The sequence below is a fragment of the Arcticibacterium sp. genome (assembly GCF_055134445.1).
On record NZ_JBSRVI010000027.1, the window covers coordinates 54,122 to 72,614 of the forward strand.

Sequence of the window (18,493 nt, forward strand, 5' to 3'; positions counted from 1 at the left end):
GCCCTTCAACATAAACCCCATAAAATGAAGACTTTCTCAAAACTATTCTTTTTAGGCCTGGTGGCCCTGACTACGAGCTGTGTCAATACCAGCAAGTTTGTTTATTTCCAAGGCGGTGTCACGGCAGCAAACCCGACCTATTTAGAAACCATAGTGGCACCCGTTTCTAAAATAAGCCAAGGAGACATTCTGGCCATCACTGTGAGCAGTTTAAACGAGGAATCCAACGAAATCCTCAATTTCCTAAACATCAACACCCTACAAATGTCAACCTTTCCAGGTCAAAGTGGCGGAGCTGTAGGTTCTAGACAACCCTTAGGATATAGGGTGGATTCTTCAGGGAATGTTGTTATCCCTTTTATTGGCAAACAATATTTGAAAGACCTCACACTTATGCAGGCCAGCGACAAAGTAAAACTAGAAATTGAGCAGTATCTAAAAAACCCTGCGGTCAACGTTCGTTTCTTAAATCATAAATTCTCCGTCTTGGGTGAAGTTTCCAAAGTAGGTACTTTCAATTTATTAGACGACAAAACCACCTTACCGGAAGCCTTGGCCATGGCCGGCGACTTATCTATCTATGGTAAAAGAGATAGCATTACCATCATTAGAGATGCCCATGGCATCAGAGAAATAGGGACCGTCAACTTGCTGAACCGGGAAGTTTTTAAAAGCCCTTACTATTATATTAAAAATGGTGATGTGATATATGTACAGCCTATAAAAGGTAAGGTGACCAGTACAGAGCAGCGTGTACAATTGGTACCTATTTATACAGGGATAGCCACTACACTTGCCGTATTGCTCAACATATTCCTGAGATAAATCTTCTCTTTTCAACGAGAAACATTAATAAAAACCCCTTACAGCTAATGAATACGGACCAAAACATCTGGCAAGACCAAGAAGACGATTTTGATTTGAGATCTTTTGTCTTTAAATATTTACGCTACTGGTATTGGTTTGCCATATCTACCTTTATTTGTCTTACAGCGGCTTTTCTGTATCTCAGATACAGTACCCCCATTTATGAAGTATCCGCTACTCTTTTGGTTAAGGATGAAGAAAAAGGAATGTCTTCGGGCATGGAAATGATGTCAGAACTCGATATTATGGGAGGAAGTAAACTCGTAGAAAACGAAATTGAAGTTTTACGCTCCCGTGCACTGATAGAAAAAGTAATAGACGACTTGAATCTTACCGTTAGTTATTGGAATGAAGGTAGTGTAAGAGATGTAGAGCTCTACAAGAGCTCTCCTATTAAAATTAATGCGACGGAACTCACAGGGTATGCCTTTAAGAATCCCTTATACATCAAAATATTAGATAGTTCTAGATATGCCCTATTGGATGAAAGCAAGGCTTTAATGGGGGAGTTCCTGTATTCTGATAGGGTAGACAGCCCTTATGGCTCCATAAGAGTATTTCAGGCGGATACTACAAAAAACTCTTCCAAAACATATAATTTCAATAATGAACTTATCAAAGTAAACTTTTCCAATAGAGATGCACTGGTATCTAATATGATAGCTGGCCTGGGTACCGAACTCATTAACCAGAAAAGTACGGTGATTAAACTGAGCTCAGAAAATGCCTTACCCCAAAAAGGAAAGGACATTATGCGTAAACTTTTAGATGAATACGCCTTTGCTTCTTTAGAAGATAAAAACAGAGAAGCCACGAGTACCCTCAACTTTATAGAGGATAGACTAAAACTCATCACCTCTGAGCTTGGGGATGTGGAACAGGATGTGGAACAATATCGACGCTCTGCGGGCATCACAGATTTAAGTACAGAGGCCAATCTTTTCTTGGAAAAAGTAAAAGATAATGATACCAAGCTGAATGAAGTTAATATACAGCTGAAGGTGATGGAAGGTGTGGAAAGATATCTTTCTTCCAACCAAATCGGAAACATCTCTCCATCTACCTTGATGGTGAGCGATCCGGTATTAACTTCATATATCTCCCAATTGTCCAATTTGGAAATGGAACGAGAGAAGCTCGCCAGAAGTACTACGGCTTCCAACCCCTTCTTGGAAACGGTCAATACCCAAATGACGAATATCAAACAGGCCATCAAGGAAAATCTCAGAAACCAAAAGTCTGGGCTACAAGTGACCCAAAATAGCTTGCAAGCTCTAAATGCAAGACTGGAAGGAGCTATAAGCACCATTCCTAGAAAAGAAAGAGAGTATGTAGAAATCAAAAGACAGGCCAGTATCAAAGAAAATCTATACTTGTTACTCCTAAAGAAACGTGAAGAGACAGCCCTTTCCTATGCCAGTACGGTGACAGATAGTAGAGTGGTAGATTTCCCCTACACTTCTAATGAACCCATCAAACCTAAAAAGAAAATAGTGGCTCTTTTAGGACTTTTACTTGGACTAATAGTCCCTGCTGGTATAATTAACATTAAAGACCTCCTAACCAATACCGTTCAATCTAAAAAGGAAATTGAAGATAAAACAGGTCTAAGCGTTTTTGGTGAAGTAGGCCGAAAATCTAAAGATGAAGAGGGAGAAGTATTAGATGTGAACAGTCGTTCCTTTATCTCTGAACAAGTCAGAATGATACGTTCCAACATGCAATACCTCTTTGCTGGTGAAAAAGATAATGAATGCAAGACTGTGCTCATTACTTCATCAACTGGTGGCGAAGGAAAAAGCTTTATCACTACCAATGTGGCTGCATCCTTAGGTTTGTTAGACAAGAAGGTCATTATCCTTGGATTGGATTTAAGAAAACCTAAGATAAACGAATATTTGGATGTATTAAACCATAAAGGCATATCCACTTACTTGATTGGTAAAGCGAAGGAGGCTGAACTCATACAGGCAACCATGATAAAGAACGTATATATTATACCGTCAGGTCCTATACCTCCGAATCCTTCCGAGCTCATAGCCAACGGGAAATTGGATGAATTGATAGCCATTCTAAAGCCTTCCTTTGACTTTATTCTTATAGATACTCCTCCTACCACGCTTGTAACTGACGCTGAGTTAATGGCACCTTTGGCGGATGCCTGCTTTTATCTGGTTCGACATGAAAGTACACCAAAAGCTTATTTACAACATATCAAAACCATTAAGGCAAAAAATGTTTTCAAGTCTCTTAATATTATTTTCAATGCCGTTAACTACAAGAATTCTGCAGATTATGGCTACGGATACGGGTATGGGTACGGCGGATATTATGGAGAAACAAAAAGTAGCGGAGATTATATTACTAGAAAATGGCTAAAAATAAAGACTAACTATCTAAAATGAAAATTGCAATTACTTGGGCTAACCCTTATAATAAAAACTTAGGTGTTGGTGCTCTAGCATATAGTGCACTTACTCTTCTAACTGATGTTTTTGAAGAACTTCAAATAAAACCAGAAATCACCTTTTTTGGAAGCTCTAAGATGAGTTCAGATACACTTGAGATTAATAAAAAAATATATCAATTCGATAATATAATCGGGCTGGATCTTGGAAACTGGAAAGCATCTGTAAAAATGATTTTTTTGCAGAAAAGATATCGCTTAAATGAATTATCAAATTTTGAAATGGTTTTTGATGTTGGAGAGGGAGATAGCTTTTCAGATATTTATGGGGAAGACCGCTTTAATCGCATCCTAAATTCAAAAAAACATTTTCTTAAGAAAAATATCTCTCAGGTTTTACTGCCTCAAACAATAGGACCTTTCTATGACAAAAAAGTAAAAACCGAAGCTTTCAAGACAATGCAACTATTAAGCTCGGTAATGGCTAGAGATAAAAAAAGCTTTGAATACTGCAAAGACTACCTCCCTTCGGATTTGATTTCAGAAACTGTAGATATGGCATTTTATATGCCATTTGAGAGAACAGAAAAGGATAACAAAAAAATTAAAGTTGGAATAAATGTATCTGGTTTACTTTGGAATGGAGGTTATCTCAGAAACAATCAATTTAATCTCAAAACAGACTTTAAGGAATTAATCATCAAGTCTATTGAATTCTTTAGCTCCATTCAAGACGTCGAAATTTATTTAGTTCCTCACGTTATACCTGAAAATCAACCAATAGAGGATGACTACGAAACATCCCTGAATGTTCAGGAAATATTTCCTAATGTTAAAGTTGCACCAAGATTTAATTCCCCTATTGAGGCTAAAAGTTTTATAAGCGGAATGGATTTTTTTATAGGTGGTAGAATGCATGCCTGTATAGCTGCTTTTGGAACGAAAGTACCCGTTGTACCATTGGCATATAGTAGGAAATTCAATGGTCTATTCAACGAATCATTAGGATATAAACATATGGCTGATTGTGTCAACTACGAACTTGATTATAATATTAAAACTATCATAGATGGTTTTAATAACAGAATTCAATTAAAAAAAGAGATTGAATCTATCCATGAAACAGAAATCACACCGAGACTCCTAGAGATTAAAGATATTTTAAAGAGAACAATTTTGGAAAATGGTAAATCTTGATAGAATAGTCACTTCAGATCTATGCTTGGGTTGTGGAATGTGTAAAACATTAGCCCCCCCAGATTCTATTTCAATGGAATTAAAAGATGGTTTTTTTAGACCCAAAACTCTTAAAAAAATAGAATCAGAAACCATTCAAACAATTAATAAAATTTGTCCGGGATTACGCTTGGAAAACACAACACCCCTTAAAAGTAAACTCTGGGGTAATTACGAGGGTATTTATTCTGCATTTTATACCAATGAAGAAGTTAGAGATTTAGCATCCTCAGGAGGAATAATTAGCGGTATGGCAATTGAACTGCTGAAAAGTAAAAGTGTAGACGGCATTATGCAAGTTGCCTCAGACACTTCAGACTATACTAAGAATAAAATAACTATAAGTAAAACTAGACAAGATGTTTTGAATGCCGCAGGCTCAAGATATGCTCCTTCTTTGATTTTTGACAAACTAATTGAAATTTTAGAGAGTAGTAGTGATATATACTGTTTCATTGGAAAACCATGTGATATTTCAGCGTTAGAAAACTTCCTGAATACTTACAAAGAGTTTAATGATCGGTTTTTCCTTAAAATCTCCATCTTTTGTGCCGGCATGCCCTCATTTAGAGGTACCAGCGAGATGGTAAAGAAACTTGGAGCTAAAGAACCTATTAACTCTTTAAAGTACCGCGGAGAAGGATGGCCTGGCTATTTTTCATTTAAAGATAATTCTGGAAAAAGATTTACCGAGACCTATAATAATTCTTGGGGAAAAGTACTGAATAGGCACTTACATCCGAGATGTAAAATATGTCCTGATGGCATTGGCATACAAGCCGATATTTCTATAGGGGATGCCTGGGAAACTGAAGATGGATACCCTTCATTTTCGGAAAAAAAAGGTTTAAGCTTAGTAATCACTAGAAATAAAAAAGCGGATACATTTTTCAAAAAATTAGAATCCCAAAATAAAATAGAATCCTCAACGATACCGTTAGAAAATCTTAAGAAAATTCAACCTTACCAATACAATAGAAGAAAAGTAAGTTTTTGGAGAAGTTTAGCCTTTATGATTAAAAAAGGTATTTTCCTAAGACATATTGGATTTGGTAGCTTTGCTTTAGCTATTAAAAACTCACCAATCGCTAATTTGAAAGAGTTTGCAGGTTCTTTGAAAAGGTTTTAAAAAAAAAGAAGGTGAATAATATTCGAGGAATAAATATCCTGAAAACTATAATCTGCAACCTACTTCTTGTTAAGGGTTGGGCAAAATTCCAGTTCCATATCATAGTTTATGGTCCTTTAGAAATTCAAAATAGTAATGGAGAAATTATCATTGACAAAAAAGAGGAAAGCAGACTGATAATCGGAAAACAAATAGTAGGGGGACATTCGAAAAAAATTAGCAGCGTGCTAAACTTATCAGGTGTTCTAAGAATAAACGGAAAAGTAACGATGGGTAGAGGAATAGGCTTAAGTATAGGTCCAAAAAGCGAATTAAATGTTTCCGACGGTACAGTATTCTCTGGTAAATCTATGATTATTTCATCTGGTAATTCTAACATAAAGATTGGAGAAGATTGTTTAATTTCATGGGAAACTCTGATTATGAACAATGACTTTCATGATATTTTCATAGAAGCAAAAAAAAGTAATTTCTCGTCAGATATTACTATTGGAAATAACGTTTGGATAGGTACCAATGTTACAATATTAAAGGGCGTTTCTATTCCAAAAATGACAGTTATTGGCTCGAATAGTTGTGTACATAAATCAATAAAAAACTCTAATTCTATTTATAGCGGTAATCCTTTAAAAGAGATTAAGAAATTTGATTACTGGAAAAAATAATTATTTTGATTTACTACATTAAATCCTTTGGAGTTGGGGCATTGAGTAAAGTGTTGAATGCATTAATTCAATTCTTTACAGTTCCATTGTTAATATTACAATTTGGCGAAGGTAATTTTGGCCTTATTAGTATGGGCTTAGCTATTAATGCATACATGGCACTATTAGATCTCGGTATCAACATCGGAGCCATAAAATTCTTTTCGGAATGGCTACAAAAAAAAGATTTAGTAAAAATTAATTCTGTAGCAAGATCTAGCATATCATTTTATTTCGGAATCGGTATTATAAATACCATCCTTCTTATTATAGTTGCTTACTTCTCTGATTCAATATTCAACTTGGAGCTTGAACAAAAGGAAATATTCAAAACACTAATATATGTTATTTCATTTTTCACAATCTTTAACTGGGTTTCATCAGTCTTTCGCCAGGTTATTACTGCTTATGAAAAAATCTATCTACTACACATTACTGATTTAATCAAAAATATACTTCAATTGGTTTTGGTACTCTTAGTTCCCATTCTAAAACTATCTATTGGTACATACTTTTTCATCTTCTCATTTCTTAATGCATTAGTACTTCTACCTCTTATTCTAATAACATATAAAAACAAGTTAATCTCCTCGGTTCTTCCCTCTTTAAATTTCGAATATTTTTGGCCAATAATGCGGTATGGCCTAGCGATATTGGCAATTGGTATATTTTCCTTCACTGCCTCTAAATTTCGACCTATCATCTTGGGGATTTTCTCGGAACCCTCTATGAGCACAAAAAATGTGGCCGACTACAGAATAATGGAGACTATTACGCTTTTCATTACTTCTATTGGAGGATTATTACTACCCATTTTTCTTCCGAAAACTTCGCAGTTATTACTTAAAAACAATAAGGATGAACTAAATAAATTCGCAATAGAAGGAACTCTTTACACCTCCATTATTAGCTGCATATTGTGTTTCCCAATTATATTAAACTCAAAAAGCATACTAACCTTATATGTTGGGACTAATTATATCTACTTGGATAATTATTTAAGTATTTGGGTTCTGACTATTCTCCTCTATTTACATAACACACCAGTTGCAAGTCTAGTATTATCATCAGGAAAAACTAAAGCACTTGTTATAAGTACAGCACTTGCCAGTGTTTTATCCATTCTTGTAAATATTATACTCTCAAAATCCCTTGGTGCTGGCTCAGCCGTGATTGGGTATGCCGTTTATATTATCATCCAAATGCTGTTCTATTATTTGTTCTTCAATACTAGAGTTCTTCATTTAAAAAGTATTTCCATCTTCCTATCTTTCTTCAAACCACTTTTGATGGGTGCTTTATCCTTCTTTTTAGTCAAATCTATTGAACTCTTGAAGCTGCAATTAATTTTAGATATTTTACAGAAATCTATTTTATGGACTACATTATTTCTTTTACTTCTATTTTTAAGCCGAATACTTAGATTTTCAGATATTCGACAATTTGTGAAAAGAGCATAAATCCTTTTTCCGTATTAAAAGTGAAAGAAAATAAAAAAATACTTGAAGTAACCCTAATAGTTTTACTTAGTATTAACTTTTGGTCATTTAGACCTATTCCAACGGAGATTTATAAACTATTTGAAATAGTTTTAATAGTTTACCTCCTTTCTCAGATGTTTATAAATCGAATAAACCTGAAAAATGCAAATTTCAAAAAATACGTATTTTTTCTTATTCTGGTTGTATTATTCAGTTCAATTCCCGCTCTTATAATTCATAAACAGCCAATATCTTTAACTATACAAACTAGCAGGTTTGTTTTACTTTGGCTTTTCTATTTCCGCCTTCATCAAATTAAAATAAAAGCCCAATCTTTACAAAAAATCATCTTTTGGATTGGAGTAGTTTGGACATTCCTTCTTGTTATACAACAATTAACTTATCCAAGAATTTGGTTTTACACGCGAATGGATGCAATTAACTCAGCAGTGGAAATTCGTTATGGAATTTATCGTTTGATGACTTACAGACATCATTTCGCCATGCTGGCATTCTTTTTTACTGTTTCTTCATTAATAGCGAAACAAGAATGGAGAAAATTCTTTTATGCAGGACTTTTTCTTACTGGAATGTACTTTTACGTTACCCGTCAATTTTTATTTGGAACCCTAATCGGAGCCTTAATACTTCCATTTTATATGAGGCATTTCCGATTTATAATAATTGGAACCTTTTTCGGGCTGCTTCTCCTCAGTGGAATAATATATTACTCCGATTTGCTCTTCAATAGTTATATTGACTCCACAATAGACCAATTATCAAAAGATAATGTAAGATACATTTCCTTTAAATACTTCACAGAAAAATTCAATTCAGGGGGGCTTTTTACTTACTTTTTTGGAAACGGTTTAGCTCATGATTCTACCAATTATGGACGTTTTATTAATGGGCTTAAATCCATGGGGCTCTATCAAAGCGACATCGGTATTGTTGGTTCTTTTAGTAAATTTGGCATTATATACGTTATAATAGCTCTTCTGATTCAATTCAAGGTTGTATTTAGTAATTTACTTACTAGCGGTGCTTATCTAAGAGTATTCTTTATTATCAATATAAGCTTATTAATTACCTCCGACTATTTTATGGAATCATCTGCCATTCCCTTTTACTGTATAGCCTTATACCTTTATGATTGGGAGTACCATTTAAAAAAAAACTAATTTGAGATTTTCTATCTTACTTCCTGCATACAAAATACAGTTCCTAGAATATTCCATCCAGAGTATTCTTGACCAAACATTTAAAGAATTTGAATTAATTATTCTCAATGACTATTCTCCTCACCCCTTGAAACAAGTAGTTTCTAACTTTCCTGATTCCCGCATTACATATTTGGAAAATGAAACAAATCAAGGTGCTCACAATTTAGTCACAAATTGGAACAAATTACTAAACATTTCAAAAGGTGATTATGTGATGATTATGGGAGACGACGATGTGTTGGAAAAAAACTATCTCGAAGAATTCGATAAATTAATAAATCTAAATCCGAATTGTAAAGTATTTCATTGTCGTAGTAAAATAATTGATGAGAAAAGTAAACTTATCAGCTTTACAGAATCATGGCCGGAACATGAATCCGTTTTTGAAAACATATGGCACAGGCTAAACCAAAAAAGAAGTCAATATATATCTGATTTTATTTTTCAAAGAAAAACTCTTATACAAAATAACGGTTTCTACTCACTTCCTCTTGCATGGGGATCTGATGATATAACAGCATATATTGCGGCAATTGGCGAAGGAATTACTCATACAAACAAGCCTCTTTTTAACTACAGAAGTAATTCGTATTCAATAACCTCTACTGGTAATAATTCTCTAAAAATCGAGTCCGACTTCCAATATATAGATTGGCTCGTATCATTCTTGAAAAAGAATAAGCCATCTAATGTAATAGAGATAGAATTCCATAGACTACTAACAAAAAATATAAGTAAGTTTTTAAAGAATAAATTGGTTTACACATTAACAAAATCAATGAAAAAAAGAAGGCTTAATAATTTGTATTACTGGATTTTTTATAAACCCAAAGGGCTTAGCTACAAAATAATCTTTATCTCTTTCATTAAATCCTTTGGCACAAATTAGAAGATAGCTTTCATTAATACATCGCTAATCTAGTTATTTGAAACAAAAAAACTCTTCACTACTTTATTAGAATGGGAACAAAAAAGATAACAGCATTTGTCTATCCAGATAGTGCCGCGAATGGATTTATTGATAATAATCCATATACCAATAACTTAAAGCTAGCTTTAACTAAGCATGGCATAAATTGTATTGACGGCCATACAAATTCTTATGGTGTACTAGATTTTTTTTTATATTTTTTCAAAGTCGACATTCTCTTTCTGAATTGGATTGAAGATATTAAATATAGAAAATTTGGAGATATACAATATTTACTATTACGCCTTATCCTTCCATTATTAGCATTGAGGAAAGTAAAAGTAGTGTGGATTTTACATAATAAGGTATCGCATTCCGATAAACACCTTTCTAGTATGATTCAGATAAGAAAGAAACTAGAGAGATTATCATCTCTTATTTTAGTACATTCCAATTCAGCTTTACAAGACTTTTCCTATTTAAAAAACAAAATCAAATTTTTCAATCATCCTTTCGAAGAATATATATACCCAAAAAAGGAATTTAAAAAGCCAGATGTAGACATTCTTATTTGGGGAAATCTACATAAGTATAAAGGAGTAGAGTTATTTCTATCTTTTTGGGAAAAAAGTATACTTGCTAACTCACTAAAGCTTCGTATTGTAGGCAAATGTCAAAGTGATGAATACTTCAACCAACTAAAAAAGTTCAATTCCAATAACATCGAAATTGTTAATAGCTTTTTAACTCCCGAAGAGTTGAAACAGAATATCTCTAATTCAAATTGTGTTCTTTTTACACATTCAGACGGCTCCGTCTATAGTTCGGGAGCTCTTATAAAAACTATAGAAGAGGGGGCTAGCTTTATAATTGGTCCATCACTTGGTAATTTCTTAGATCTTAGAAAAAATGGTTTAGTTCAAACATATGATTCATTTGATGAAATACTAGAAATTTACACTAGTCACAAACACATACATTCAGGTGTTCAAACAAGCATTCAGAAGAAGTTTATAAAAGAAAACTCGTGGGATGCTTTTGTAGATTTTATAATTACCGAACTTAATAAAATATCAATTTGATGCCTAAGAGAGTAGTTTTTGTTACGAATTATAATTTAATGTATGGTGCCAATAAGTCTCTTCTAAGTGTTCTCAAAGACTTTCAAAATCAAAAGGATTATGAAATTCTCGTTTTCACTCCTGGAAAAGGAGATTTTCAGAAACATTTAAAGAGCCTTGGTATTCCAGTTTGTCACTTTTACTTTTTTTCTTCATTCTTATATTTCAAACTCAGATTCACACATTTGGCATTGCCATTTCTAATCCTTTACGATATTCTCATCTTACCTCTTTTGATTTACCGATGTTGGTCATTCAAACCAGATTTGATTTATTCTAATACCAGTGCAGAGAATTTAGGCATTATCATCTCTAGGATAATCAAATGCAGACATATTTCGCATATTCGAGAATTCATGTCACTAGATCATGGTTCATTCTTCATCTTTGGAGATAAAGTAAAAAGGAAATATATAAATAATAGTGATGGCGTAATTTATGTCTCAAAGGCTGTTAATAATTACGTAAACCAAGGTTTTACAGACAAAAAAAATATTTCAGAGGTCATTTATAATGGAATAACTTTCAACTCTGACCTCCATAATTATAAATGTAACAAAGATGGAATTCATATTGCTACAATCGGAGTTCTTCAAAAATCAAAAGGTCACACTTTAGCAGTAAAATATCTTGCTAAACTACGAGATCTTGGATTACCTGCAACCTTACATATTTTTGGAGAGGGTTACGGCCAATACAAGAAAGAGATCACTGATCTAATCGAGGAGAATTCCCTATCCAATAACGTGATCTTACATGGTTTTTTAAAAGACCCAGAAAAAATATTCAAAGAATTCGATTATTTTTTAATGCTATCAGGAAACGAAGGTTTTGGAAGAGTTACTGTAGAATCAATGTTAGCAGGCAAGATTGTTTTAGCTATTCCAAATGGAGGAAGTTTAGAAATTATTGAAGACGGAAAGACCGGTTTCTTTATTAAAGATTTTAATGAATTAGAAAGAACTTTATCTAGGTTGGAGTCCGACCCCTACCTAAAAAAACAAATTATTGATAAAGCAATTTCAGGAGCAAAACATAAATTTTCAGAGGAGGCTTATGTGACCTCGGTTCGGACCTTTGTAAATTCAATAATAGATAACAAATGAAAATTTTAATAACAGGAGGGTCTGGATTTATTGGTACTAATCTAATTGAAACTTTACAAAAGAGAGGGTACCATGATATTATTAATTTCGATAAAAAAGAACCTTTCTCGGATAAACAAAAAGAATTCTGGGTAAAAGGAAACCTCATGGATACCAAAGGGTTAAAAAAAGCATTCGATAAATATAAGCCCGAAACAGTAATTCATTTAGCGGCCAGAACCGATACATTAAGTTCAAATCTGGAAGATTATAATGAGAATCATTTTGGGACTAAAAATCTTTTAGATGTTATTAAAAACTCAAAAGAAATCAGCAGAGTTATAATAACCTCAACCCAATATGTTTATAAATCATTAAGTGAGCCTCTTCCTGATGACGAACAAGAATTTAAGCCTCACACAGTATATGGTGAAAGTAAAGTCCTAACAGAGAAATTCACAAGAGAGTCTAACCTTTCTTGTTGTTGGACTATAATTAGACCATGTAATATATGGGGGCCATGGCATTACAGATATCCTAAAGAACTTTGGAGACTTCTTGCTTTAGGAAGATACTTTCATCCAACAAATAATCCTGTAATTCGTACTTATGGCTACGTAAAAAACATTACCCATCAAATTGTCGGCATAATGGAAGCAGATGATGCGGTAGTTGATAAAAAGTGCTTCTATTTGGGCGATTCGCCGATAGATTCATTTGTATGGCTAAAAAGTATAGCAGTTGGCTTCGGGGTTAAGCGAATTCGAGTATTCCCATTAAGTCTTTTTAAAGTTTTAGCCCTAGGCGGAGATGTTTTAAAATGGATGGGACTCAAATTTCCCATATATACTGAAAGGCTCAGTAATATGCTAGAAGATTACCCTGCACCAACAAAAAAAACCATAGAATTATTCGGAATACATGAAAACAATCTAGATAAAAATATAAAAGAAACTATAGAATGGATCTATGAGACTTTTGGAAAAGAATACCCAATTATTAAATAATACTTTTTTGAATAGACTATTAAACTTTCCCATTTCAGCTGGCTCATTTAAGTCTCAAGTTGAATGTATTCTAAATAGAAAAACCGGTATCGTATTGGCTGCCAATGTTCACATGTTTATTGAAGCCATCAGAGACCCTACATTTTTCAAATTAGTAAATCAGTCCGACATAGTTACCCCCGACGGTAAACCACTTTGCATGGCGTTGAAATGGCTGTATGGAATTGAACAAGAACGAGTTTCAGGTATGGATTTATTACCTGCCCTATTGGAAAAAGCAGAGGAGAATAATTTGAAAGTGGGTTTTTATGGATATACAATAGAAGGTTTAGAAGTGGTCCATAATAAGTGTAAACAGCTTTATCCAAAACTCCAAGCCCCCTTAACGATATCCCCCCCCTTTAGAAGTTTGACAGAAGAAGAACAAGGGGAATATATTAAAGCTATTCATAAAGCAGGTGTTCAATTACTTTTTGTTGCTTTGGGCTGTCCTAAACAAGAGAAATGGATGGCTTCCATGAGCGGAAGGCTTAATACCACTATGGTAGGTATTGGTGCTGCCCTGCCTGTTTTCGCTGGCTTACAAAAACGTGCTCCTTTCTGGATGCAAAAGTATAGTTTGGAGTGGTTGTTTCGCCTATTTCAGGAACCACGACGATTGTTCAAAAGGTATTTTATTACTAATACACATTTTATACATATTATTATAAAAGAAAAACTGAAACTAACTTTTGACTCAAAGTATAAGCGAAAGATATTCTCCGAAATACTTAAGTAGTTATTACTTTTTCATGTTGTTTTAGGTTACATTTTTTTTGCCTAAATACTAAGAGAACAGTATTTTATTCAAAATTTTCCATTTAAATGAAAACCGTACTTAACTACAGGCATTAATGGTCTAAATGGGTTCTATTTAGCTGAACTCCTATTAGTAAAGGATATTAGGTACATTGCATCAATCGCCGAAGCTCACTTATCAATAATGCTCCTATAGATCACTTTGTATCAAGATCTGCATTAGCAAGATATCAACTTTAAATTACACTACCCTTACTTGTTGGATTCTACCAATATCATTCACATCATTCAAATGACATCTGCCAGCCAAGGGCCATGCAGAATGTAAAAGTGGGTTCGAAATGCCTGAGTATGGAGAGCTGTAAGCTTCTCTGAAAATGGCCTTTGGGGTGCAGTATATCTTGAACCTTTGAGGGTAAAGGTGTCAATGAAGCGTCGATAGTTGTATCCTATTATAACCTGCCGGAAAGTATTGTTATCGTAAAAGTAATCCCAAAATATTTTAAACCTACAGAGGTAGTGTTAATAATAGGCGACCCTAGCAAACCTAAAATTAAACTAGTTTAGGAACACAAATATGATTTACAAGCCATTGTTTAAGGTATGAGTACTAACAATTTGAAGATTTTTTCTAAATCATAGTTATTAGTTCAGCATTCGATTCGTAAAAAAATAATTAATGCTGAGATAAGAAGCTTATAATTAAGGCACTTTAAGTTCACAAAAATCAGAAATAGTAGAAAGTCAAAATGAAAATAGCTTTGGCATTCTACTTTTAGTAGGAAATAGTAAAAAAATAGCCCTGAAATACGACTGGGAAATTATAAACCAACAGTATCTAAACCATTTAGAAGAAATATTTTCAAAAGGAAAACTAAAATAAAATGACAGAAAGTAAACTCAATGATGTTCATATATTTCAGCCACGTAAATTTGAAGATGAGAGGGGATATTTTTTTGAATCCTATAACCCTCAACTATTCATAAATGTGGGAACAAAGGCTCCAAATTTTGTACAAGACAATCAGTCATGTTCAAAGAAAGGGGTTTTGAGAGGTCTTCATTTCCAAACTGGAGAATTTGCACAAGGCAAACTGGTGAGAGTAATTCAGGGCAAAGTATTGGATGTAGCGGTAGACTTAAGACAAAATTCTAGCACTTTTGGTCAGCATGAGTTTTTTGAACTAGATGGTTTGGAAAACAAAATGGTCTATATTCCCGAAGGCTTTGCCCATGGATTTATAACGCTAGAAGATGATACCATATTCTCTTATAAATGCACCGCTGCCTATAATAAAGCCTCAGAAGGGGGCATTATATGGAATGACCCGATCTTAAATATTCAATGGCCTGATATAGCTACCATTGTATCAGAAAAAGATCTAATTCTTCCAAAATTTGATAAAAACACCAAATACTTCTAATTTTTACCATGAAAAATAAAACTATTTTAATAACCGGCGGAGCAGGTTTCATTGGAAGCCATGTGGTGCGGCTTTTTGTAGAAAAATACTCAGATTACCAAATAGTTAATCTTGACAAGCTAACCTACGCAGGTAATCTAGAAAATCTAAAAGACCTTAAAGATGCCCCAAATTATACTTTTGAGAAAGGAGATATTGTTGATGCAGCGTTTATTGATAGCTTTTTTAATAAGTATAATTTTGATGGCGTTATTCATTTAGCGGCAGAGTCTCATGTAGATAGATCTATTACGGATCCCATGGCTTTTGTGATGACCAACGTTATTGGTACAGTTAATCTTCTTAATGCGGCCAAAAATAGCTGGAAAGACAATTTTGAAGGTAAAAGGTTTTATCATGTTTCTACAGACGAAGTTTACGGCGAATTACATGATCCTGAAACCTTCTTTTTGGAAGATACGAGCTATGACCCAAGGTCTCCATATTCGGCTTCTAAAGCGAGCTCTGATCATTTTGTAAGAGCCTATCACAGTACTTACGGTTTACCCGTAGTTATTTCAAATTGTTCTAATAATTACGGCCCAAATCATTTCCCAGAGAAACTTATTCCACTGATAATAAACAACATCAAGAATAAGAAGCCATTACCTGTATATGGTAAGGGAGAAAACGTGAGGGATTGGCTATATGTTTTGGACCATGCCAGAGCCATTGATATAATTTATCATAATGGAGCAGTAGGCGAAACATTCAACATTGGTGGAAATAACGAATGGACCAATATAGATTTGGTACATCTACTTTGCGACACCATGGATAAGAAATTAGGTCAGGAAGTGGGTAGTTCTAGATCATTGATTACATATGTTACAGATAGAGCTGGTCATGATTTAAGATATGCTATAGATGCGACCAAGCTAATGAATACACTGGGTTGGGAACCTTCCGTTACTTTTGAAGAGGGTTTAGACAAAACAGTAGATTGGTACCTGAATAACTGGGAGTGGATATCTAATATCACTTCTGGAGATTATCAGAAGTATTATGAAAAAATGTATAACTAAATTCACTCTTAACAAATTAAAATTATGAAAGGAATAATATTAGCAGGAGGTTCAGGAACACGTTTACACCCTTTAACATTGGCTGTAAGTAAACAGTTAATGCCGGTTTATGACAAACCCATGATTTATTATCCTTTGTCTATCTTGATGCTTTCTGGGATTAAGGAGGTTTTGATCATATCTACTCCGCACGATCTTCCTCATTTTGAAAAACTATTAGGAGATGGTTCTCAGATAGGCTGTAAGCTTAGTTACGCAGAGCAGCCAAGTCCTGATGGTTTAGCTCAAGCATTTATTATAGGCGAAGAATTTATTGGTAAGGACAGTGTGGCATTGGTATTAGGTGATAATATCTTCTACGGCTCAGGCCTAAGTAAACTATTACAATCATGTGCAGACCCATCTGGAGGAATTGTATTTGCCTACCCTGTACACGACCCAGAAAGATATGGCGTTGTGGAATTTGATGACACACTAAAAGCCATCTCTATAGAAGAAAAGCCAAATAAGCCTAAAAGTAATTATGCCGTACCAGGTTTGTATTTCTATGACAACAGCGTAGTAGAAATAGCCAAGAATATAGAGCCATCTCCAAGAGGGGAACTAGAAATAACGGATATCAATAAAGTATATCTTAAAAAAGGAAAGCTAAAAGTTGGGGTGATGGATAGAGGCACCGCTTGGTTAGATACAGGTACTTTTAATTCACTAATGCAGGCAGGTCAATTTGTTCAAGTCATTGAAGAAAGACAGGGTTTGAAAATCGGCTGTATAGAAGAAGTGGCTTATAGAATGGGTTACATTTCTAAAGAGCAGCTAAAAGCCATTGCTGAGCCCTTGGTTAAATCTGGATATGGTGAATATTTAAATAACATATTAAAAAACTGATGAGCATTTTAGTTTTAGGCGGTAAAGGCCAATTAGGCCAATGTTTACAAAAAAATGCTGCAGAACAGGGGCTATTGGATATCCATTTTTTAGACGAAGTGGAAGGAGACATTCTGAATACAGCACTGTTAAGAGATTTAGTAAAGCAAAGAAACATTTCTTGGGTAATTAACTGTGCGGCATATACGGCAGTGGACAAAGCTGAGGAGCAAGAAGAAATAGCCCGAAAGATAAATAAAGACGGGGCTCTCAACATAGCCAAGGTTTGTAAAGAATTTGGAGTTAAACTTATTCATATTTCTACCGATTTTATCTTTAAAGGAAATTCTCCTAAACTATTGAATGAAACAGACCCAACTGTTCCTGTGAGTGTATATGGTTTAACAAAACTAGAGGGAGAAGAAAGCATTGTCAATACCATGGAAGAATACTTTATTCTCCGTACAAGTTGGCTATATTCAGAGTTTGAGAACAACTTTGTCAAAACCATGCTCAAACTAGGCACATCTAGAACAGAACTAGGCGTAATAGCTGACCAAATAGGAAGTCCGACTTATGCCATAGATTTAGCTAAATGTGTGCTAGATATAATTAAATCTTCTGAAACAAAGTATGGTATATACCATTATAGTAATGAAGGTGCCATATCATGGTATGATTTTTCGAAAGCCATATTTGAAATAGCCGGCATAAATACTAATGTAAAACCTTTAAGAACAGACCAGTACCCAACAAAAGCTCAAAGACCCGCCTTTAGTGCTATGGATAAATCAAAAATAAAGGAAGTTTACCCAGAAGTTGAGGTTCCCTATTGGAGAGATAGTTTGAAGCGTTGTCTAAGTGCCCTTGAAATGCAATGACTCTTTGACACTCTCTGTAACCTTTTGAAAAAACACGCTTGATTAATGTTCGTAATCAAATCATCAGTAGAGGGCTCGTGACGGGAATTGCATTTCAATTGTATACCGTATCCCATTTTATCCGACTCCCCTCTCCTTTCCAAATGATTTTCTTAAAGGGCAGATACCGAATCATATTGTGAGAAGCAGCATAACATTTCTAAGAATTGATTTTTTGAGAGCTCTCCAGCCAAAAGCATTTTGGGAAAAAGAAATTCTTAAAACTTTGGTTTTATGTTTATTACTGGCT

Annotated in this window: 16 protein-coding genes; all 16 read left to right on the forward strand. The window is 34.2% G+C overall.

Annotation, left to right across the window (positions count from 1 at the left end; all coding sequences use genetic code 11):
• Positions 1-24: 24 nt before the first annotated feature.
• The 16 genes from ACTBZY_RS03590 to rfbD all read left to right on the forward strand — a co-directional run bounded on the left by ACTBZY_RS03590 (position 25) and on the right by rfbD (position 18,204).
• Positions 25-825: a polysaccharide biosynthesis/export family protein gene (locus tag ACTBZY_RS03590; RefSeq protein ID WP_463044963.1), complete on the forward strand. Its 801-nt coding sequence runs from the start codon at positions 25-27 to the stop codon at positions 823-825.
• Positions 826-872: 47 nt separating this feature from the next.
• Positions 873-3,272 carry a GumC family protein gene (locus ACTBZY_RS03595; protein ID WP_463044964.1) on the forward strand — a complete coding sequence of 800 codons (2,400 nt, stop codon included), beginning with the start codon at positions 873-875 and terminating at the stop codon, positions 3,270-3,272.
• Complete coding sequence (locus ACTBZY_RS03600; protein ID WP_463044965.1) at positions 3,269-4,471, forward strand: polysaccharide pyruvyl transferase family protein; 1,203 nt, start codon at positions 3,269-3,271, stop codon at positions 4,469-4,471. The genes ACTBZY_RS03595 and ACTBZY_RS03600 overlap by 4 nt, the downstream gene beginning before the upstream one ends.
• Before the next feature lie 73 nt (positions 4,472-4,544).
• Positions 4,545-5,639, forward strand: a complete 1,095-nt coding sequence (locus ACTBZY_RS03605; RefSeq protein WP_463044966.1) for a Coenzyme F420 hydrogenase/dehydrogenase, beta subunit C-terminal domain — start codon at positions 4,545-4,547, stop codon at positions 5,637-5,639.
• 11 nt (positions 5,640-5,650) lie between these two features.
• Positions 5,651-6,304 carry an acyltransferase gene (locus ACTBZY_RS03610; RefSeq protein WP_463044967.1) on the forward strand — a complete coding sequence of 218 codons (654 nt, stop codon included), beginning with the start codon at positions 5,651-5,653 and terminating at the stop codon, positions 6,302-6,304.
• Between the two features lie 50 nt (positions 6,305-6,354).
• On the forward strand, positions 6,355-7,803 hold the full coding sequence (locus tag ACTBZY_RS03615) for a lipopolysaccharide biosynthesis protein (protein WP_463044989.1): 1,449 nt from the start codon (positions 6,355-6,357) through the stop codon (positions 7,801-7,803).
• 449 nt (positions 7,804-8,252) lie between these two features.
• Positions 8,253-9,005 (forward strand): hypothetical protein, encoded by a 753-nt coding sequence (locus ACTBZY_RS03620; RefSeq protein WP_463044968.1) that lies wholly within the window; start codon positions 8,253-8,255, stop codon positions 9,003-9,005.
• A 1-nt stretch (position 9,006) separates the two neighbouring features.
• A complete protein-coding gene (locus tag ACTBZY_RS03625; RefSeq protein ID WP_463044969.1) occupies positions 9,007-9,936 on the forward strand; it encodes a glycosyltransferase family 2 protein in 930 nt (309 codons plus the stop codon).
• Between the two features lie 71 nt (positions 9,937-10,007).
• Positions 10,008-11,039 (forward strand): glycosyltransferase family protein, encoded by a 1,032-nt coding sequence (locus ACTBZY_RS03630; RefSeq protein ID WP_463044970.1) that lies wholly within the window; start codon positions 10,008-10,010, stop codon positions 11,037-11,039.
• A 395-nt stretch (positions 11,040-11,434) separates the two neighbouring features.
• On the forward strand, positions 11,435-12,184 hold the full coding sequence (locus ACTBZY_RS03635) for a glycosyltransferase (RefSeq protein ID WP_463044971.1): 750 nt from the start codon (positions 11,435-11,437) through the stop codon (positions 12,182-12,184).
• On the forward strand, positions 12,181-13,170 hold the full coding sequence (locus tag ACTBZY_RS03640; protein ID WP_463044972.1) for an NAD-dependent epimerase/dehydratase family protein: 990 nt from the start codon (positions 12,181-12,183) through the stop codon (positions 13,168-13,170). The genes ACTBZY_RS03635 and ACTBZY_RS03640 overlap by 4 nt, the downstream gene beginning before the upstream one ends.
• Before the next feature lie 7 nt (positions 13,171-13,177).
• Entirely contained in the window at positions 13,178-13,948 is a 771-nt protein-coding gene (locus tag ACTBZY_RS03645; RefSeq protein ID WP_463044973.1) for a WecB/TagA/CpsF family glycosyltransferase, read from the forward strand.
• A 904-nt stretch (positions 13,949-14,852) separates the two neighbouring features.
• The gene (rfbC, locus tag ACTBZY_RS03650) at positions 14,853-15,392 is read left to right on the forward strand and encodes a dTDP-4-dehydrorhamnose 3,5-epimerase (protein WP_463044974.1); all 540 of its coding nucleotides are present in this window, start codon (positions 14,853-14,855) and stop codon (positions 15,390-15,392) included.
• A gap of 8 nt (positions 15,393-15,400) precedes the next feature.
• Positions 15,401-16,456, forward strand: coding sequence for a dTDP-glucose 4,6-dehydratase (gene rfbB / locus ACTBZY_RS03655; RefSeq protein WP_463044975.1), 1,056 nt, complete (start codon positions 15,401-15,403; stop codon positions 16,454-16,456).
• A gap of 24 nt (positions 16,457-16,480) precedes the next feature.
• Positions 16,481-17,344, forward strand: coding sequence for a glucose-1-phosphate thymidylyltransferase RfbA (gene rfbA / locus ACTBZY_RS03660; protein ID WP_463044976.1), 864 nt, complete (start codon positions 16,481-16,483; stop codon positions 17,342-17,344).
• Entirely contained in the window at positions 17,344-18,204 is an 861-nt protein-coding gene (gene rfbD / locus ACTBZY_RS03665; protein WP_463044977.1) for a dTDP-4-dehydrorhamnose reductase, read from the forward strand. The genes rfbA and rfbD overlap by 1 nt, the downstream gene beginning before the upstream one ends.
• Positions 18,205-18,493 lie beyond the last annotated feature (289 nt).

What these genes read in the sequence shown, in the direction of transcription:
- ACTBZY_RS03640 (WP_463044972.1), top strand. Translation starts at nt 12,181, where the DNA reads ATGAAAATTTTAATAACAGGAGGGTCTGGATTTATTGGTACTAATCTA.
- ACTBZY_RS03630 (WP_463044970.1), top strand. Translation starts at nt 10,008, where the DNA reads ATGGGAACAAAAAAGATAACAGCATTTGTCTATCCAGATAGTGCCGCG.
- rfbD (WP_463044977.1), top strand. Translation starts at nt 17,344, where the DNA reads ATGAGCATTTTAGTTTTAGGCGGTAAAGGCCAATTAGGCCAATGTTTA.
- rfbA (WP_463044976.1), top strand. Translation starts at nt 16,481, where the DNA reads ATGAAAGGAATAATATTAGCAGGAGGTTCAGGAACACGTTTACACCCT.
- rfbB (WP_463044975.1), top strand. Translation starts at nt 15,401, where the DNA reads ATGAAAAATAAAACTATTTTAATAACCGGCGGAGCAGGTTTCATTGGA.
- rfbC (WP_463044974.1), top strand. Translation starts at nt 14,853, where the DNA reads ATGACAGAAAGTAAACTCAATGATGTTCATATATTTCAGCCACGTAAA.
- ACTBZY_RS03605 (WP_463044966.1), top strand. Translation starts at nt 4,545, where the DNA reads ATGGAATTAAAAGATGGTTTTTTTAGACCCAAAACTCTTAAAAAAATA.
- ACTBZY_RS03590 (WP_463044963.1), top strand. Translation starts at nt 25, where the DNA reads ATGAAGACTTTCTCAAAACTATTCTTTTTAGGCCTGGTGGCCCTGACT.
- ACTBZY_RS03620 (WP_463044968.1), top strand. Translation starts at nt 8,253, where the DNA reads ATGGATGCAATTAACTCAGCAGTGGAAATTCGTTATGGAATTTATCGT.
- ACTBZY_RS03635 (WP_463044971.1), top strand. Translation starts at nt 11,435, where the DNA reads ATGTCACTAGATCATGGTTCATTCTTCATCTTTGGAGATAAAGTAAAA.
- ACTBZY_RS03595 (WP_463044964.1), top strand. Translation starts at nt 873, where the DNA reads ATGAATACGGACCAAAACATCTGGCAAGACCAAGAAGACGATTTTGAT.
- ACTBZY_RS03600 (WP_463044965.1), top strand. Translation starts at nt 3,269, where the DNA reads ATGAAAATTGCAATTACTTGGGCTAACCCTTATAATAAAAACTTAGGT.